This window comes from Microbacterium sp. T32 (genome assembly GCF_001619615.1).
Taxonomy (GTDB): Bacteria; Actinomycetota; Actinomycetes; order Actinomycetales; family Microbacteriaceae; genus Microbacterium.
In genome coordinates, this window is sequence record NZ_LQQP01000013.1 from 40,830 (window position 1) to 59,387 (window position 18,558).

The 18,558-nt window shown below is 71.9% G+C and carries 15 protein-coding genes; 8 read left to right on the forward strand and 7 right to left on the reverse strand.

The genetic code is table 11. From position 1 onward, the window contains the following. Positions 1 to 9: 9 nt before the first annotated feature. The gene (locus AVW09_RS09160) at positions 10 to 1,224 is read right to left on the reverse strand and encodes an amidohydrolase (RefSeq protein WP_063257784.1); all 1,215 of its coding nucleotides are present in this window, start codon (positions 1,222 to 1,224) and stop codon (positions 10 to 12) included. A 294-nt stretch (positions 1,225 to 1,518) separates the two neighbouring features. Between AVW09_RS09160 and AVW09_RS09165 the strand changes: the two genes are divergently transcribed. Further along, a complete protein-coding gene (locus AVW09_RS09165) occupies positions 1,519 to 2,712 on the forward strand; it encodes an NAD(P)/FAD-dependent oxidoreductase (protein WP_063257785.1) in 1,194 nt (397 codons plus the stop codon). 63 nt (positions 2,713 to 2,775) lie between these two features. Continuing rightward, positions 2,776 to 3,954 (forward strand): DUF4190 domain-containing protein, encoded by a 1,179-nt coding sequence (locus AVW09_RS09170; RefSeq protein WP_063257786.1) that lies wholly within the window; start codon positions 2,776 to 2,778, stop codon positions 3,952 to 3,954. 248 nt (positions 3,955 to 4,202) lie between these two features. Here the strand turns inward: AVW09_RS09170 and AVW09_RS09175 are convergent, their stop codons facing one another. Continuing rightward, positions 4,203 to 5,204 (reverse strand): LacI family DNA-binding transcriptional regulator, encoded by a 1,002-nt coding sequence (locus AVW09_RS09175; protein ID WP_063257787.1) that lies wholly within the window; start codon positions 5,202 to 5,204, stop codon positions 4,203 to 4,205. Between the two features lie 28 nt (positions 5,205 to 5,232). Continuing rightward, positions 5,233 to 6,912, reverse strand: a complete 1,680-nt coding sequence (locus AVW09_RS09180; RefSeq protein ID WP_082822903.1) for a glycoside hydrolase family 13 protein — start codon at positions 6,910 to 6,912, stop codon at positions 5,233 to 5,235. 225 nt (positions 6,913 to 7,137) lie between these two features. On the opposite strand from AVW09_RS09180, the gene AVW09_RS09185 reads away from it, so the two are divergent. Then, positions 7,138 to 7,662 carry an adenine phosphoribosyltransferase gene (locus tag AVW09_RS09185; RefSeq protein ID WP_063257789.1) on the forward strand — a complete coding sequence of 175 codons (525 nt, stop codon included), beginning with the start codon at positions 7,138 to 7,140 and terminating at the stop codon, positions 7,660 to 7,662. 288 nt (positions 7,663 to 7,950) lie between these two features. On the opposite strand, the gene hpxO is transcribed toward AVW09_RS09185, so the two are convergent. The 3 genes from hpxO to uraD are packed head-to-tail and all read right to left on the reverse strand — an operon-like array spanning position 7,951 to position 9,989. Then, on the reverse strand, positions 7,951 to 9,135 hold the full coding sequence (hpxO, locus tag AVW09_RS09190; RefSeq protein ID WP_063257790.1) for an FAD-dependent urate hydroxylase HpxO: 1,185 nt from the start codon (positions 9,133 to 9,135) through the stop codon (positions 7,951 to 7,953). Positions 9,136 to 9,144: 9 nt separating this feature from the next. Next, positions 9,145 to 9,465 (reverse strand): hydroxyisourate hydrolase, encoded by a 321-nt coding sequence (gene uraH, locus AVW09_RS09195; protein WP_063257791.1) that lies wholly within the window; start codon positions 9,463 to 9,465, stop codon positions 9,145 to 9,147. Beyond that, entirely contained in the window at positions 9,462 to 9,989 is a 528-nt protein-coding gene (uraD, locus tag AVW09_RS09200) for a 2-oxo-4-hydroxy-4-carboxy-5-ureidoimidazoline decarboxylase (protein WP_063257792.1), read from the reverse strand. The genes uraH and uraD overlap by 4 nt, the downstream gene beginning before the upstream one ends. 262 nt (positions 9,990 to 10,251) lie before the next feature. Between uraD and allB the strand changes: the two genes are divergently transcribed. The 5 genes from allB (at position 10,252) to AVW09_RS09225 (ending at position 17,190) form a co-directional block, all read left to right on the forward strand. Further along, entirely contained in the window at positions 10,252 to 11,580 is a 1,329-nt protein-coding gene (gene allB / locus AVW09_RS09205; protein ID WP_063257804.1) for an allantoinase AllB, read from the forward strand. Continuing rightward, on the forward strand, positions 11,577 to 12,707 hold the full coding sequence (locus AVW09_RS09210) for an acetamidase/formamidase family protein (RefSeq protein WP_063257793.1): 1,131 nt from the start codon (positions 11,577 to 11,579) through the stop codon (positions 12,705 to 12,707). Before allB ends, AVW09_RS09210 begins: the two co-directional genes overlap by 4 nt. A gap of 181 nt (positions 12,708 to 12,888) precedes the next feature. Continuing rightward, positions 12,889 to 14,544 carry an AtzH-like domain-containing protein gene (locus tag AVW09_RS09215; RefSeq protein WP_063257794.1) on the forward strand — a complete coding sequence of 552 codons (1,656 nt, stop codon included), beginning with the start codon at positions 12,889 to 12,891 and terminating at the stop codon, positions 14,542 to 14,544. 145 nt (positions 14,545 to 14,689) lie between these two features. Then, positions 14,690 to 15,919, forward strand: coding sequence for a pyridoxal-phosphate-dependent aminotransferase family protein (locus AVW09_RS09220; RefSeq protein WP_063257795.1), 1,230 nt, complete (start codon positions 14,690 to 14,692; stop codon positions 15,917 to 15,919). Continuing rightward, on the forward strand, positions 15,916 to 17,190 hold the full coding sequence (locus AVW09_RS09225) for an allantoate amidohydrolase (protein WP_063257796.1): 1,275 nt from the start codon (positions 15,916 to 15,918) through the stop codon (positions 17,188 to 17,190). Before AVW09_RS09220 ends, AVW09_RS09225 begins: the two co-directional genes overlap by 4 nt. A gap of 48 nt (positions 17,191 to 17,238) precedes the next feature. Here AVW09_RS09225 and AVW09_RS17930 read toward each other — a convergent pair. Then, on the reverse strand, positions 17,239 to 18,558 hold a 1,320-nt coding region (locus AVW09_RS17930; RefSeq protein WP_442922743.1), incomplete at its 5' end, for a hypothetical protein.

An 18,558-nucleotide genomic window follows, 5' to 3' on the forward strand; every position in this document is an offset into this window, starting at 1 on the left:
ACGGGCTGATCAGTCCAGGAATTCCCGCGCCGCGACCACGAGGTTCTCGACGCCGCGGTCGATGGTCGGCTGCATCACGGGGGCGAAGAACGGCGAGTGGTTGGTCGGGATGTCCCGTTCGACCGTGCCGCCGGCCACGGCATCCGCGAAGGTCTGCGGATCCACGCCGCCCCAGAACCAGAACACGAGCGGGGCGCCGGACTCGCGCGCGAACCACGACACGTCCTCGCTGCCGGTGAACATGCCGGGGTCGACGACGCTGCCCTCGCCGAACGCCCGACGGAAGGCCGCGGTCAGGCGGGAGGTGGCATCCGGATCGTTGATCGTGGGCGGCAGGGTGTGGTCGGTCGTGATGGTCGGGGTCTTCTCGGCTCCGGATGCCTCGGCCTCGGCGCGGATGATCCGCTCGACCTTGCTCATGACCCGGGCGCGGGCCTCGTCATCGGGGTAGCGCAGGCTCAGCTCGAGCTTCGCCTCGGCGGGGATGATGTTGTTCTTCAGGCCCGCGTGGATCGAGCCGACCGTGACGACCGCGACGTCGCGCGGGTCCACCTCGCGCGACACGACGGTCTGCAACCGCATGACGGTCGCCGCCGCCATGACGACCGGGTCGATCGTGGAGTGGGGGCGCGACCCGTGTCCGCCACGGCCGTGCAGCACGACGGTGAGCCCGTCGGATGCCGCCATCTGCGTGCCCGGGCGCACGCCGATCGTGCCCGCGGGGAGGGGCGTGACGTGCTGGCCCAGCACGATGTCGGGGCGCGGATACCGGTCGAGGACGCCGTCGGCGATCATCGCCTGCGACCCGGCGCCGTACTCCTCGGCGGGCTGGAACACCGCGACGATCGTGCCCGACCACTCGTCGGTCGTCGCGACGAGGCGCTCGAGCGCGCCGATCAGGGCGGTGACGTGCATGTCGTGGCCGCACGCGTGCATCACGGGGACCGCGTTGCCGGCCGGGTCGGTGCCGCGCGCGGTGCTCGCGTACGGCAGGCCCGTCTGCTCCTCGACGGGCAGTCCGTCCATGTCGGCCCGCAGCCACACGACCGGTCCGGGACCGTTGTCGATGCGCGTGACGACGCCGGTGCGTCCCACGCCCTCCTCGACCGGGAGGCCGAGGTCGGCGAGGTGCCGGGCGATGACCCCCGCGGTCCGCGTCTCCTGGAACGACAGCTCCGGATGCGTGTGCAGGTCGGTGTAGAGGCTTTCGAGGTCGACGCTCATGCGTTCGAGCCTAGGCGTGGTGCCGCGCCGGTGCACTGGTTCGGGCGAGTGTCCAAGACACGCCGCATCTGCCCGACGCCATACGGCGTGTCCTGGACACCCGAACCTCCGCCCCCGGGAACGCCCGACCGTGCGCGGTGCGGTTTGCGGTTCAGTGTCCAGAACACGCGGACGATGCGCCGTGGCATCCGCGTGTCTTGGACACTGAAACCCGGCGCCGCCCACCCGCTACCCGATGCCACCTCCCCTGTCCACCCGTCCCGCGCGGGGCGCGGCGGAGGCGAGGCTGGCGGCATGGCCACGACACACTTCGACTACCTCATCGTCGGCGGCGGGATGGTCGCCGACACCGCCGCGCGCGGCATCCGCGAGCTCGACGCCGACGGGGCGATCGGCATCCTGAGCGACGACGTCGACGAGCCGTACACGCGTCCGGCCCTGAGCAAGAAGCTGTGGACCGACGACGAGTTCACGTGGGAGAAGGTACCGCTCGGCACCGCCGACGACACCGGCGCCGACATCCGGCTGCGCACGCGGGCGACGGCGATCCGCCCCGAGGCGCACGAAGTGGATGCCGACGGCCGAACGTTCACGTACGGCAAGCTGCTCATCGCCACTGGCGGGCACCCCGTTCCCCTCCCGATCGACGATCGTTCCGGCGGCGAGCGGGCGCTGACCTTCCGCACCGCCGCGGACTACCGGCGGCTGCGCGCCCTGTCCGAGCAGGTCGGGCGCATCGCGGTCGTGGGCGGCGGGTACATCGGCTCCGAACTCGCGGCCGCGCTCGTCCAGAACGGCGTCGACACGGTCCTCATCCACACCGGCGCCGTGCTCGGCGACGCCGTGTTCCCGGCCGCGCTCGCGGAGCGGTTCGAGAAGCTGTTCCGCGACGCCGGGGTCGAGATCGTCGCGGGATCGAAGGTCGAGGGCGGAGAGGCGGATGCCGATGGCATCCGGCTCCGACTCGAGGGCGGCGACGAGGTCCGCGCGGACGCCGTGGTGAGCGGGCTCGGCATCGAGGTCGCGACCGACCTCGCCGAAGCCGCGGAACTCACCGTGGACGACGGGATCGTGGTCGACGCCCAGTTGCGGACGTCGGCCGACGACGTGTGGGCCGCCGGCGATGTCGCGAGCTACCCCGACCGACTGCTCGGTCGTCGCCGCGTCGAGCACGTCGACAACGCCAACGAGATGGGCCGTGCCGTCGGCCGGAATCTCGCCGGTGCCGCCGAGGCGTACACGCACACGCCGTACTACTACTCGGCCGTGTTCGGCATCCGCTACGAAGCCGTCGGCACGCTCGATGCGTCGCTCGAGACGGTCGAGGACTGGATCGACACCGACCGCGGTGTCGTCTACTACCTCGACGACGAGCGCGTGGTCGGGGTGCTGCTGTGGAACGTCGAGGACGCTCGCGACGCGGCCCGCGCCGTCCTCGGCGAGGCCGACACCCTGACACGCGACGATCTGGTCGGCCGGATCCGCTGACCGCAGGGCGATAGCCTGATCGCGACCATGTCACCTGCGGGGTGACGAGATCAGGGGGCACCCGTGGCGACCGCAGAGCTGCGTCTTCTTCTTCCGTTGGACCAGGCACGGGATGCCGTCGGCTCCGCGTTGGCCGAGCAGGGCTTCACCGTACAGCCGACGGCCGGCGGTTCGCTCGACGTCTCGCGCGGGAGCCTCGGCACGACGATCGTCGCGGGCGCGTTCGCCGGGCAGGACATGCACGTGCGGTTCGACGTGCATTTCACCCCGGATGCCGAGGGCACCCTGGCCGCGTTCGAGCACTCCGCGGTCGGGGGTTTCTTCAAGGGCGGGGCCATCGGCGCGGCCAAGGCGGGCGATGTCGTCCGCGACGCGGCGCACCTGGCCGGGGTGCGACTGGCGCAACAGGGGGTCCTGGTCGGGGGCGTCCCGGACGGAGTCGTTCCCGAACCCGCCGCCGCCCCGATCGCGGGCGACCCGACGGCTTCTGCTGCTGCATACCCCGCCCCGCCGGTCGGGTCCGCGCCGGTTCCTCCGGACCTCCGGTACGGCGCTCCTGCCCCGGTTCCGGGCGCACCGCAGCGGACGAACACGGTTGCGATCGTGGCCCTGGTCCTCGGGTTCGTGTTCCCGATCGGCGGTATCGTCGCCGGCTCCGTGGCCCTCGCGCAGGTGAAGCGGACGGGGGAGAAGGGCCGCGGCCTCGCGATCGGCGGCATCGTTGTGGGCGCAGTCATGATGGTGCTGACCGTCCTCGCCGCCATCGGTCTCTTCCTCTTCTTCACGTTCGCGGCGGCAACCTCGTCCAGTGTGGGCTCCTCGGCGGATCCGTTCGTCCCGCCCAGCGACGAGACCTCCACCCAGGCCGAGGATCCCGCACAGCCCGATGAGTCGTTCGCCCTCCCGGTCGGCTCGTGCCTCGACGACGTGGCCAGCGGCTTCATCACCAGCGACAACGTGTTGGACTGCGCCCAGCCCCACACCTACGAGGTGTTCTCGTCGTTCCTGGTCGACGACGGAACCTTCCCGGGCGACGACGCGCTGCAGACTCAGGCGACCGATCGGTGCGGTGCGGTGTTCGGCGACTTCGTCGGCATCCCGTACGCCGACTCGGCCCTCGACTACTCCTACGTCTCGCCGACCGCCGACACCTGGGCGCAGGGCGACCGCGAGATCCTGTGCCTGATCTACGACCCGGCGGCCGCGAGCACGACCGGATCGTTGGCGGCCTCGCAGCGCTGACACGCTGCATCCGCCGCGGTGCTGACCGGCCGCATCCGCCGGTGCGGGGCGCGCACAACTCCTGCGGTTCCGGGGCGCCGGTGCTCCGACGCGGCCTGGCGCGCGGGGTGTGCAGGAGTTGTGCCGGGCGCGCGGGCGGGGCCTGGGGCCGCGCACAACTCCGGCGGAATGGCATCCTGCTCCGCCTCTGCGGGTCCGTCAGCCGCGGAATGCAGGAGTTGTGCCGGATGCCGCGCCCCGCCGCGGCCTCAGCAGCTCGGCGGCGCCGCCGTCGAACCGCGCTCGAGCAGCGCGAACGGCAGCGTGCCGCGGCGCGTGACGGGCTCGGCGCCGTCGAGTTCCGAGAGCACGGCTTCGGCCGCGCGCTCGCCCTGGCCGCGGGCGAACTGGTCGATCGTGGTGAGGCCGAACCAGCGGCCCAGGTCGTTGCCGTCGACACCGATGATCGAGACGTCCTCGGGCACGCGCAGCCCGAGTTCCCGGGCGGCGAGCACGGCGCCGATCGCCATCTCGTCCGACGCCGCGAAGATCGCCGTCGGGCGGTCGGCGCTCTCGAGCAGATCCCGCGCCGCCGCGGATCCCCCCTCGATCGTGAAGTCGCCGGCGGTGTACTGCGGCGTGGCGCCGGTGGCATCCATCTCCTCGGTGAACCCGCGCCGACGCAGGGACGGGACCGACGACACGGCGTCGGTCGTCGCGTCCGCGCCGATGTGCGCGATGCGGCGGTGTCCGAGGTCGAGCAGGTGCCGCGTGGCGAGCCGCCCCACGGCGAGGTCGTCGACCGTGAGGGTCGTGAGCAGCGGAGTCGGCCCGGCGATCGCCACGATCGGGATGCCGAGACCCCGGAGCAGCGCGGACTCGCCGCCGTCCAGCTCGAGGGCGATCGTGATCACCCCGTCGATGCGACGGCGGCGCAGGTGGTCGTCGAACACGCGGCGGCGTTCTGCGCGCTCGCCGCTGACGCTGTAGAGCGTGATGTCGTAGCCGCGGCGCACGAGCGCGTCGGAGATCCCGGCCAGCACGGTGCTGAAGAACCAGCGGTCCAGGAACGGCACGACCACGCCGATCGCGCGCGTGCGTCCGGTGGCGAGCGCCGACGCGGGAGCCGAGACGACGTACCCCAGCTCGTCCGCGGCGGCCTGCACGCGCTCCCGGGTCGCCGGCGAGACCGGCCCGCGCCCGCTGAGGGCCCGCGAGACCGTGGCCGTCGACACGCCCGCCCGGCGGGCGACCTCGTCGATGCCGACCACGGTCTCGCGGATCCCGGATGCCGGCGGCTCAGGCCGCGGCGATCCAGACGGTCGTGTCGGTCGGGAGCGTGTCGCCGTCCAGCGGTCCGCTCGCGACGAGGACGTCGCCGGCCGGCAGGTCCACCGCCGCGTCACCGAGGTTGGCGATCACGGTGACGGGTCCGTTGCGGAACGCCACGACGTCGTCGCCGTACCCGTCGAGCCACTCCAGCGACCCCGCGCCCAGGCCGTGCGCGCGGCGCTCGGCGAGCAGCGAACGGTAGAGCGACAGAGTGGATGCCGGGTCCTCACGCTGCACGTCCCGTGCAAGCTCCGCCCACTCGGTGGGCTGCGGCAGCCAGGCGGCGCCGGTGTCGTTGAAGCCGTAGGCGGGAGCGTCGGCGGTCCACGGGATCGGGACGCGGCAGCCGTCGCGGCCGTAGCGCTCGCCGTTCGTGCGGAACCACGTCGGGTCCTGACGGGCGTCGTCGGGCAGGTCGATGACCTCGGGCAGGCCGAGCTCCTCGCCCTGGTACAGGTACGACGAGCCGGGCAGCGCGAGCATGAGCGACGTCGCCGCGCGGGCGCGACGCAGACCCTTCACGGGGTCGGGCTTGCCGGGGGACTTCGGGCCGATGCCGGCGCCCTGCGGGTTCTCAGCCGTGAGAGCCAGGCGCGACGCGTGGCGCACGACGTCGTGGTTCGACAGGACCCACGTGCTCGGCGCGCCGACGGCGGCGTACTCGTGGAGCGAGTCGGTGATCACGTCGCGGAGGGCCTCGGCATCCCACTTCGTCTCGAGATACGCGAAGTTGAAGGCCTGGTGCATCTCGTCGGGGCGCACCCACAGCGCCGTCTGCGCGACGGTCGGGAGCCACGCCTCGGCGCACAGCGCGCGGTCGCCGTCGTACTCGGCGAGCACCTCGTGCCACTCGCGCCACACCTCGTGCACGCCGGGCTGACCCCAGTACGGCACGCCGGCGGCGTCGCCGCCCATCGAGCCGCCCTCGGGGTCGGGTGTGAAGTCGGGGAGCCCCGCGGCCTTGATGAGACCGTGCGCGACGTCGACGCGGAACCCGTCGACCCCCCGGTCGAGCCAGAACCGCAGGATGTCGCGGAACTCCGCGCGCACCTCGGGGTTGGTCCAGTCGAAGTCGGGCTGCGACTCGTCGAAGATGTGCAGGTACCACTGGCCGGGGGTGCCGTCGGCCTCGGTCACGCGCTTCCACATGCCGCCGCCGAACACGGACTCCCAGTTGTTCGGGGGCAGCTCGCCGTTCTCGCCCTTGCCGTCGCGGAAGATGTAGCGCGCACGCTCGGGGCTGCCGGGGGCGGCCTTCAGCGCCTCCTGGAACCACACGTGCTGGTCGCTGGAGTGGTTCGGCACGAGGTCGACGATCACCCGGATGCCACGCTCGTGCGCACCCGCGAGCATCGCGTCGAAGTCGGCGAGGGTGCCGAAGATCGGGTCGACGTCGCGGTAGTCGGCGACGTCGTACCCCGCGTCTTTCTGCGGCGACCGCTGGAAGGGGCTCAGCCAGATGGCATCCACTCCGAGCTCTTTCAGGTCGTCGAGGTGCGCGGTGACGCCGGGCAGGTCGCCCAGTCCGTCACCCGACGCGTCGGCGAACGAGCGGGGGTAGATCTGGTAGATGACGGCCGTCCGCCACCACTCGGACCCGGGAGCGGACTCGAGTTCGGGGCGCGCGTCCTGCTGCGTGAAAGTCATGGGATCCAGGGTAGTGCAAGCGCTTGCAGTGGGGCGAGGGGCCGCGGATCGAGTGTCCAAGACACGCCGCATCGGCCCGCGGGCTTACGGCGTGTCCTGGACACGCGCGTGGGTGACCGGGCGCAGTGAGGGGTTCGGTGTCCACGACACGCGGACGGCGCCGCGTGGCATCCGCGTGTTCTGGACACTCGGCGCGGTCGGTGCGCCCGCGTCTAGGCTGGGACGGTGCCCGACGCCTCCGCTCTCTCCCGCGCCGAATCGCTGATCGGCAGCATCCCCGACTACCCCGAGCCGGGGGTGACGTTCCGCGACATCACGCCTCTGCTGGCGGATGCCACGGCCCTGCGCGCCACGATCGACGCGCTGCTCGAGCCCTTCGCGGGCCGCTTCGACGTGGTCGCGGGCATCGAGGCGCGCGGGTTCCTCCTCGCCGGAGCCGCGGCCATCGCGGCGGGCGTGGGGCTCGTGCCGATCCGCAAGGCGGGCAAGCTGCCGAGGCCCGCGGCATCCGTCTCCTACGCCCTCGAGTACGGCACCGCCGAGATCGAGATGCACGACGACATCCCGAACGGAACGCGCGTGCTGCTGCTCGACGACGTGCTCGCGACCGGTGGCACGCTCGAGGCCGGCCGCGCTCTCGTCGCCCGCCTGGGCGGCGAGGTCACCGGCACCGCGGTGCTGCTCGAGATCGACGCCCTCGGCGGTCGCCAGGTGCTCGGCGGCGACGTCCACACGGTCTTCCACGTGTGACCCGGCGCGGGTCTGACCCGCGCGCGCGTCCACGCGTCGGTACCGCACCCCGGTTGAGTGTCCAAGACACGCGGACCGTCGTCCGTGGCATCCGCGTGTCTCGGACACCGAATCAAAGGCCGCGCTGAGCGCATGACTGCCGCGCCGAGGTCGACGCCAGTGCGAAACTCCTGAGTTTCCCTCGTCAGACGGGGGCGCTCCCGCGAATTCGCGGGCCGGATGCCGCAGAACCGCCCGACTTCTCAGGAGTTCGGCCCGCGCCGACTCGGAGCCGGGCGCCCTCCGACGTCAGCGCAGCACCGACGCGCCGAGCTCCACGGGGCTGCCCTCGATGTTGCCGACGATGCCGCGGATGACGCCGGTGCCGTCCTCGCGGCGGAGGCCGTCGTACCAGGCCTGCGTGGCCTCGACGTCGAACGCGTGCGTCTCGTGCGCCCGCTTGCGGGCCCGCAGCACGAGGTCGCCGGCGCGCTCGGTGCGGATGCGTTCGTACCGCTTCAGCGAATCCTCGACGCCGAGCGTCGTGGTGGCGAACACGATGCCGAGGGCGAAGCTGTCCTCCAGCGCCGAGCACGCGCCCTGCCCGATGTCGGGGGCGGTGTTGTGCGCGGCATCCCCGAGGATCGCCACGCGCCCGCGCACCCAGGTGTGGAACGGGTCGATGTCCCAGATCTCGACGCGGTTGAGCGAGGCGTCGGGGTCGATTGTCTCCAGGAGCGCCCGGACACCCGGCGCGCCCCACGCCCCGAACGCGGCCTCGAGCGCGGCCGAGCGGTCCTCGAGCACGCCCGAGGGTCCCGGAACGTCGACGAAGAAGTAGAAGCGGTCGCCGGCGACGGGCATCACGGCGCAGCGCTTACCGTCGCCGACGTAGGTCGTCCACTGGTGCGGCGGTCCGATGCGGGGGTCGGCGGGCACCAGGCCGTTGTAGTTGACGTAACCGGAGTAGCGCCTCTCGGGACGGATGCCGGTGGGCTCGGTGACGTAGTCCCGCACGAGCGACCGAGCCCCGTCGGCGCCGATGAGGAGGTCGGCCGTGTCGGTCGAACCGTCGGCGAACGTGGCGGTGACGGTCTCGCCGTCGTCGGAGACCTCGACGAGCTGCATCCCGAGGTGGATGCGGCCGGGGCCGACGGCATCCATCATCAGCGCCTGCAGATCGGCGCGCGCGACCGGGTAGGGCCGCTGCCCGGTCTGAGAGGTGACGGATGCCAGGCTGAACCGGCACATCTCCTCGCCGGTGTGGCCGTCGTAATAGGCCATGTCGTCCATCTGGCCGCCGAGCGCGGCGACTTCGGCGCCGAGTCCGAGCCAGTTGAGCACCTTCACGCCGTTCGACCACAGCGACAGTGCGGCGCCGACCGGGCGGTTCTCGCGCATGCGGTCGTAAACGACGACCTCGTGGCCGAGCTTGAGCAGCGCGAGGGCGGCGGAGGTCCCGCCGATGCCCGCGCCGATGACGATGACCTTCATGGCTCCTCCTCAGCTGCCGCGGTAGGTCGAGTACGCGAACGGGCTCAGCAGCAGCGGCACGTGCAGGTGACCCGCGCCGCTCACGGTGAACGCGACCGTCGCGACGGGGTGGAACGACGGGACGCCGCGCGAGCGGAAGTACGCCCCCGTCCCGAACGTGAGCGCGTAGTCGCCGTCGTCGAGGCGGTCGGGGCCGAGCGCGAGGCGTCCGTCGGCGTCGGTGACGCCCTCGGCGATCATGGCGCCGTCGAGGTGCGCCAGTGTCACGCCGACACCGGCCGCGGGCGTGCCGGTCGCGGCATCCAGGACGTGCGTGGTGAGGTGCGTCATTCGGCGGGCTCCGGTTCGTCGGGGGCGTCGTCCGCGAGGGTCGTCCGCAGGCGCAGCAGCGCGATCTCGGCGAGCTGCCGCGTCGCCTCGAGGGTCTCGGCGTCGGGGGCGTTGCCGAGGCGCCGCTCGAGTTCCGCGCGGATCTCGCCCGGCGTCCGCCCCGCCGCGCGGATGAGGAACACGCGACCGAATCGCTCCTCGTAGGCGGCGTTGCCGGCGGCGATCGCGGCGACGTCGTCATCGGCGGCGGTGGTCATCGCGGCCTGTTCGCGACGGGATGCCACGGCCTCGGCGTTCTCGCCCGACACCCTCGCGCCGATGCGCGGGTGGGCGTGCAGGGCCTGCTCGAGGTCTTCCGGGGCCCAGGTGGCGGCGAGGTCTCCGGCGTAGGCGGCGAGGGCATCGACGTCCGCGTAGGGGCGACCGGCGACGACGGCGTCGACCCACCCGGGGATGTCGGCCCAGACGCGGACGACGTCCGTCGCGTCGGCCGCAGAGGCCGCGTTGAAGGCGGTGAGGTGCATGGCCGCAACGCTACGGGCGCCGCGTTACGGGGCTGTGGCCGGATGTGTCCGCGATGTTGCTGTGGGGAACATTTCGGGTGCGGGGCGGGCGTACGTTCCGAGAGCGCTGGGGTTGGAGAGCGGTCGCCGGGCGTTGTTCGTGGCCCCGGGGCGTCGTTCGTGGCCCCGGGGCCACATCCAGCGCCCCACACGCCCTCACCTGTTCCCGCAAATGTTGATGACGGTTACATCGGCGAAACGCGGGGCCTTTAGCGTGATCGGCATGAGCACCAGGATCGCCGCCCGCCGCACGTTCGTGGACGGGCGTTTCGTCCCCGCGACCGTCGTGATCGACGAGGGTCGCATCACGGACGTGACCGTCTTCGACCCGATGGCCGACCGCGTGCTGCCCGACGACGCCGTGCTGCTGCCGGGCCTCGTCGACTCCCACGTGCACCTCGACGAACCCGGACGCACCGAGTGGGAGGGCTTTGCCACCGGCACCGCGGCCGCCGCGGCCGGAGGAGTGACGACCGTGGTCGACATGCCGCTGAACAGCTCGCCGGTCACGACGACCCCCAAAGCCCTGGATGCCAAGCGTGCCGCCGCCGTCGGGAAGCTCGCCGTCGACGTGGCGTACTGGGGAGGGGCGGTCCCCGAGAACCTCGGGTCACTGCGCGCGCTGTCGCATGCCGGGGTCGTCGGGGTGAAGTGCTTCCTGTCGCCGAGCGGCATCGACGAATTCGGACACCTGGATGCCGAGCAGCTCGAGGCGTGCCTCGTCGAGCTCGCCGAGTTCGACGGCCTGCTGATCGTGCACGCCGAGGACCCTGCGCACCTGCACGCCGACGGCGCCCTCGGCCCGCACTACGCCGACTTCGAAGCCAGCCGCCCGCCGGTCAGCGAGCGCGCGGCCATCCGCCGGGTCATCGAGACCGCTCGCCGCACCGGTGCCCGCGCGCACATCGTGCACGTGTCCGACGGCGAGGCGCTGGACGACGTCCGTGCCGCGAAGGCCGCGGGCGTGCGCCTGACCGTCGAGACGTGCCCGCACTACCTCACGCTGGACGCCGCCGAGGTGCCCGACGGTGCCGCGGCGTTCAAGTGCTGCCCGCCGATCCGCGGCGCCGCGAACCGTGACCTGCTGTGGGCGGGGGTGGTCGACGGCACCATCGACGCCATCGTCAGCGACCACTCGCCCGCGACGGTGGAGCTGAAGTCCAACCCCGACTTCGGGCTGGCCTGGGGCGGGATCGCGGGACTCCAGACCGGCCTGTCGTCGGTCCACACCGCGGCGCGGGGGCGTGGCATCCCGCTCGAAGACCTCCTGCCGCTCGTGACCACCGGACCCGCGCGCATCGCCGGACTTGCGGGCCTCGGCGTCATCGCGCCCGGCGCTCCGGCGCACCTGGTGGCGTTCGCTCCCGACGAGGAGTTCGTGGTGGATGCCACGGCCCTCGAATACCGCAACCCGGTCTCGCCGTGGCACGGGCAGACGCTCACCGGTGTCGTGCGCGAGACATGGCTGCGCGGCGAGTCGGTGTTCCGCCGCGGCGAGCCCGTGACGCTCCGCGCGGGGCGCGAGCTGGTGACCACGGTGGTCGAGGCATGAGCGCGGTGCCGATCCTGCAGCCGGGCGTCGGCCCGATCCCCGGCGATCACTACGTCCGCGCGACGCCCGAGACGGTGCTGTGGGGGCGGCTGCCCTGCGCGGCCGACACGGCGGTGCTCGAGATCGCGTCGGGGGAGACCGTGACCTTCGACACCGTGAGCCACGAGGGCATCCTCGACGATCAGGGCAAGGACCCGGCGGCGTACTTCGCGTCGCACGGTGTTCCGGCGGAGCAGGTGCTCGATGACGCGATCGAGATCGCGGTATCCGTCCCCCGTGACGTGAGGGCGGACGGTCCGCACGTCGTCGTCGGTCCCGTGCACGTGCGCGGCGCGCACCCCGGCGATCTGCTGAAGATCACGGTCGAGACGCTCGCCCCGCGCGTGCCGTACGGCGTGATCTCGAACCGGCACGGCAAGGGGGCGCTCGTGGGCGAACTGCCCCGGGGGGAGCGCAACGTCAGCGTGTTCGCCTCCGTCGCCGAACGCGACGGGGCGCTGTACGGCACACTGCCCCTCGCGGACGGCTCCGACCCGGTGGTGGCGTTCCCGCTCGCGCCGTTCCTCGGGACGATGGGCGTCGCGGTCGCGGGGCACGAGCGCCCGCACTCCGTTCCGCCCGGAACCCACGGCGGCAACATCGACATCAACCTGCTCGTGGAGGGGACGACGCTGTTCCTCCCCGTGCAGGTCGAGGGCGCGCTCGCGTACGTCGGTGACCCGCACTTCGCGCAGGGCGACGGGGAGGTCGCGCTCACCGCGCTCGAGGCGTCGCTCCGGGCGACGCTGCGCTTCGAGGTGATCCCCGCGGATGCCGCTCGCGCGGCGTTCGGGAACGTCACCGGCCCGCTCGTCCGCACACCCGAGTACCTCGTGCCGACCGGGATGGATCCCGACCTGGATGCCGCGATGCGCGCGTGCGTCCGCGCGTCGCTGTCGCTGCTCGGCGGCCGCTGGGGCATGGACGAGCACCTCGCCTACGCGTACCTCAGCGCCGCGACCGACTTCGACATCTCGCAGGTCGTCGACATCGTGTCGGGCGTCCACGCCCGCATCCGCGAGGCGGACTTCGCCGGGGTCGCTGCCGTGGAGCCGGTGGCGCTGGCCGGCGACGGGGGTGCCGCATGACCCCCGCGCTCGCCGCCGCCCTCGCCCGTGCCGAGGCCGCGGACGCCGCCGGCGCCGCGCCCGGCATCGTTCCGCGGCAACAAGTTCGTGGTTCAGTGTCCAAAACACGCGGATGGGTCGCGCGAGCATCCGCGTGTCTTGGACACTCAACCTTCAGCGACGCATCGAGGAGTGACCGACGGTGACGGATGCCACTATCCCGGGCGACCTGCGGGAGGCGTTCGACGCGTACGAGCGGGCGATCGTCGCCAACGACCTCGACGCCCTCGACGCGTTCTTCGCCCCCGGCGACGACACGCTCCGCGGCGACACCGCGGGGCTCCTCGTCGGACACGACGCGATCAGCGGGTTCCGCGCGCTGCGCGGCGGCGTTCCCCCGCGCGAGATCGCCGAGGTGCACTACCGTCCGCTCGCCCGCGGCGGCGAGGCCGCGGCATCCGGCTCCCCGGACGAGGCGGCCGGTCGCGAGGCCGCGGCATCCATCGCCCCAGCCGCGAGCACCGACGGCGACGTCGCCCTGCTCGTCTCGGTGTCGGCGTTCCGCGGCGGTGGCCGGGGGCTGCAGACGCAGGTGTGGCAGCGGGTCGACGGGCGCTGGCTCATCATCGCGGCCCACGTGACGCCCCGCACCCCCGCGCTCGACCGCACGATCTGGCGCAGCGTCGGCGATCCGTTCCTGCAGGGCGCGTGGGAGGGTCCGCTCGCGGGACTCACCGTCGCCGTCAAGGATCTGTTCGCGATCGCGGGGTTCCGCATCGGCGCGGGCAACCCGACGTTCCTCGAGGAGGCGCGTCCCGAGAAGGCCACCGCCCCGGCCGTCGCCGACCTCCTCCGCGCGGGAGCGTCGCTGCGCGGCATCGCCCGCACCGACGAGTTCGCCTACTCGATCGCGGGCGACAACGTGCACTACGGCACCCCACCGAACGGGGCGGTCGTCGGAGCCCTCCCCGGAGGCTCGTCGAGCGGACCGGCATCCGCCGTCGCCCTCGGCCACGCCGACGTCGGACTCGCCACCGACACGGCCGGGTCCATCCGCGTCCCCGCGTCGTATCAGGGCCTGTGGGGCCTCCGCACGACCCACGACCTCGTGCCGCGACAGGGGATGCTGCCCCTCGCGCAGTCGTTCGACACGATCGGCTGGCTCACCCGCGACGGCGAGACCCTCCAGCGCGTCGCCGACTGGTGCCTGAGCTACGACGGCTCGGCCTCCACCGAGAACGTCTACGGCGCTTCCGGCGACGACCTCCCGTGGCGGTTCCTCGTACCCGAGGAGATCCTCGCGTGCGTCGAACCCGACACCCGCACGGCCTTCTCGCGCCTGCTCGCCGCGCTCGCGGCATCCGACGATCCGCCCCCGTTCCGCGCCGTGGATTCGGGAGACCTGGATGCCACCTTTACCGCGTTCCGCACGGTCCAGGGGGCCGAGGCCTGGCGCAACGACGGCGAGTGGCTGCGGGCGCATCCCGGGGCGGTGGGACCGGCGGTCGCGGAGCGCTTCCGCGTCGCGTCGCAGATCACCCCGGCCGAGGAGGCGTCGGCCCGCGCCGCGCTCGAGCCGATCGCCGCGCACCTGTCCGAGCTCGTCGACGGCGCCGTCCTCATCTTCCCGACCGTGCCGGGCCCCGCGCCGCTGCGCACGGCGGACGTGGATGCCGTCCGCGCGGCGACCCTGCGCATGACCGCCCCTGCGGCGGCGGCGGGCCTCCCCGCGGTCTCGGTGCCGCTGCTGACGGTCGCCGGCGCGCCCGTGGGTGTCTGTCTGGTGTCGCGCGCCGGCACCGACATCGCGCTGGTGCGTCTCGCCCGGCGGCTGGCGGCGCTGGTCGGTGCGGCGTGATGAACGCGGCACAACTCCTGCAGAACCGGCAGAGCTCGGCATCCACGGCCCGCCACGCCCGGATTGCCGGAGTTGTGCCCGATCCTCCCGCCCGCTGCATAGCGGCACATCGCCCGAAGCCCGACCCCCGCACCACGGAGCCCCGATGACCCACCTCCCCGGCCCGATCGACCCGCCCGCCCGCCTGCTGATGGGCCCCGGCCCCATCTCGGCGTACCCGAGCGTCCTCCGCGCGATGGGCGCGCCGCTCGTCGGGCAGTACGACCCGTTCATGACCGCGACCATGACCGAGACGCAAGGCCTGTACCGGCAGGTCTGGGGCACCGAGAACGACGCGACGCTGCTCATCGACGGCACGAGCCGCGCCGGAATCGAGGCGGCGATGGTGTCGCTCATCCGCCCCGGCGACCGTGTGCTCGTGCCGATCTTCGGCCGTTTCGGGCATCTGCTCAAGGAGATCGCCGAGCGTGCGCTCGCCGAGGTCCACACGATCGAGGTGCCGTGGGGAGAGGTCTTCCCGGTCTCGACGATCCGCGAGGCGATCGAGCGGGTGAAGCCGCACCTCGTCGCGTGCGTCCAGGGCGACACGTCGACCACGATGCTCCAGCCGATCGACGAAATCGGCGAGATCTGCCGCGCCCACGGCGCCCTGTTCTACACCGACGCCACCGCTTCGCTCGGGGGCAATCCGTTCGAGATGGATGCCTGGGGCCTGGATGCCGCGACCGCGGGCCTGCAGAAGTGCCTCGGCGGACCCTCCGGCTCGGCCCCGATCAGCCTGTCCGACCGCGCCGTCGAGGTCGTGCGCTCACGCGCCCGGGTCGAGGCGGGGATCCGGGAGGAGGGGGATGCCGTGGCATCCGACTTCATCCGCTCGAACTACTTCGACCTCGCGATGATCCTGGACTACTGGGGTCCGCGGCGCCTGAACCACCACACCGAGGCCACGACGATGCTTTACGGCGCGCGGGAGTGCGCACGCGTGCTGCTGCTTGAAGGCCGCGACGAAGTGATCGCGCGGCACCAGCTGCACGGCGACGCGATGCTCGCCGGCGTCGAGGGCCTCGGGCTCACCGTCTTCGGCGACGTCGCGCACAAGATGACGAACGTCGTCGCGGTCGAGATTCCGGATGCCGTCGTCGGCGACGCCGTGCGCGCCGAGCTGCTGAACGACTTCGGGATCGAGATCGGCACGTCGTTCGGCCCGCTGCACGGCCGTGTCTGGCGCATCGGCACGATGGGCTACAACGCCCGGAAGGATGCCGTGCTCACCACCCTCGCCGCTCTCGAAACGGTGCTGCGGCGCCACGGTGCGGCGGTCGCTGCGGGCGGTGGCGTCGAGGCCGCGCAGGGCGTGTACGGGGCCGCGGGATGAAGACCCGGCTCCAGGTCGCGCCCGAGCGCATCGCGTCGGCCGCGCGACGGGTGATGGGCCGCTGCGAGGAGCTCGCCCGCGTCACGTCGATGGACGGCGGCATCGAACGCGTCTATCTCTCGCCGGAGCACGCCCGCGTGAATCGCCTCGCCGCCGAGTGGATGCGCGAGCTCGGCATGACCACCCGCCAGGACGCCGCCGGCAACCAGGTCGGCCGCCTGGCCCCCGCCGGAGACCGCGACGCCCCCGCCCTCCTCCTCGGGTCGCACCTCGACACGGTCCCGGATGCCGGTCGCTTCGACGGCATCGTCGGTGTGCTGATGGCGCTCGAGGTGGTGCGGCTGGTCCGTCGCGTGGACGACGAGGGCGTGGCATCCAGTCCGTTCCCGTTCGCGCTCGAGGTGATCGCGTTCTCGGACGAGGAGGGCACGCGCTTCGGCAAGGCGCTGCTGGGTTCGTCGGCCGTGGCCGGCCAGTGGGACCCGGCTTGGTGGGAGCTGACGGATGCCGACGGCTCGACGCTGCGGCAGGCGTTCCGCGAGTTCGGCCTCGACCCGGGCCGTGTCGGCGAGGCCGCGCGCAAGCCGGAGGAGCTGGTCGGATACCTGGAGGCGCACATCGAGCAGGGCCCCGAGCTCGACCGCGCCGGTCTGCCGCTCGCGGCGGTGTCGTCCATCGCGTCGGCGCGGCGATTCCAGCTGGTGGTCGAGGGCGAGGCCCGCCACGCGGGTGGCACGCCGTACGACATGCGCCGCGACGCGCTGCTCGGCGCGAGCGAGGCGGCGCTCGCGGTGGAGCGGATCTGCCGTGCCGAGCATCACATCGTCGGGACGGTGGGTCAGCTCGAGGCATTCCCCGGAGCGGTGAACGTCGTGCCTGGTGAGGCGATCTTCTCGCTCGACCTGCGCGGCGAGTTCGACGAGACCCGCGATCACACGTGGAGCCAGATCTCCGCGGAATTGGATGCCATCATGGGCCGCCGCGGCCTGCGCTGGCGGTCACGGGAGGTGCATTCCGCGCCGGCGGTGTTCTGCGATCCGTTGTTGCAGGATGCGGTGCGGGAGGGGATCGGTGGGGAGGCCCCGACCTTGTTCAGTCGCGCCGGTCACGACGCGATGGCGATCGGGGCCATCACAGGGGAAGGGATGCTGTTCCTCCGCAACCCCGACGGGATCAGTCACCACCCCGACGAGGCCGTGTCCGCCGCCGACGTCGCGGCGGGCATCCGGGCACTCGCCGAGGCGGTGCTGGGAGTGGGGGCTACCCGCTGAGGGAGGCGCAGGAGACCGGTTCGCGTACGCGCAGATCGGTGTCGGCCCTCAGCATGTGACATTTCCCTCGTATACGGGAGTCCCTACGTACTCGACGATGTACTCGGTGGGGAAGGTGTACCCGATCGCTCGGGAAACACCCGTCGCGACTCTGGTCTGCTGGAAATAGAGGTCGTTGGAAGGGGTGATATACATTTGAGCGCCGACGGGCGTCGAGCCGGACGGAATGCCCGTCACCGGACTGTCTGTCTGCTGCGAGGTCGAGGTGTCGTTCACGAAACGGCGGATCGATCCGTTCGCGGACAGGACATATTCGATGACGTAGCTCCCCTGGAATGTATACGCCACGGCCGAGGACACCCCGCTGGCGACCTGCGTCGACCCGTGGTAGAGGTCTTTGCTCGGTGCTAGGAAACTTCTCGCACCGAGCGGAACGGAATCGACAGGAACCCCCCAGAAAGCCGTATCCGAGGATGTGCCGGACGCCTTGTTGTTCGTGTAGCGGCGCATGGCCCCGCTGCTGGCGACGACATATTCGAGAACGTAGGAATTCTGAATAGCGTATCCAACGCAATGCGACACACTCGAGGCGATCTTTGACCCGGAGTAATAAAGGTCGTTGTTGCTGTCTATGAATCCGAGCGCGCCCACGGGTGTCGATCCGACGGGCGTTCCTGAGACGGCGGAGTCTGTCGATGTTCCGGCGGTGGTGTTGCGCACGAAGCTGCGCGCTGAACCGTCCGCCAGCACGTAGTCAACGATGTTCCACCGTCCGTATGTATATCCCACCGCTGCGACGACGCTGGAAGCGATCTGGGTTCCGACGTAGTAGAGGTCGTTCGTGGGGGTGAGGAACATCTGAGCTTTTACAGATCTCCAATCGGTCGAAAGGTCGGTGAATGGATATTGTCTCATTTGTCCGGATGTCGTCACCTGGACGAAACGGCTCAGTGCGATTCCGGGACTTGCTGAAAGTGGCGATGAGACGCTCGCGGCCCCGGAGGCCGTCGCCGACATCGTTGCGTTCCCGCCTGTTGTGGGTGCACTGATCGCGGGGAGGCTGATCCGCCCGTCACTACCGCTGACCTGTGTGTTCGTCGTCGTTACTGCGGGATAAAAGACGTACCCCCCGCTCAGAACCGTGGTGACGCTGACTCCAGCCGCAGGGATGCCGTCGATCGTCGTCGTGACGTAGGCATCGGTGATTCCGCCGCACGGGAGGGTCGAGTAGCTCGCGCGGTCGAACGCGAGCGCGACCGTGCCCGAGGCGGCGGCCGCGACGGGTGCGACGCTCGCGGCGGCGATGGCGGGGATCGTCCATGCGGCGCCGGCGAGGACGGTGCGGCGGCCTAGTTCAGCGGGGGGGGG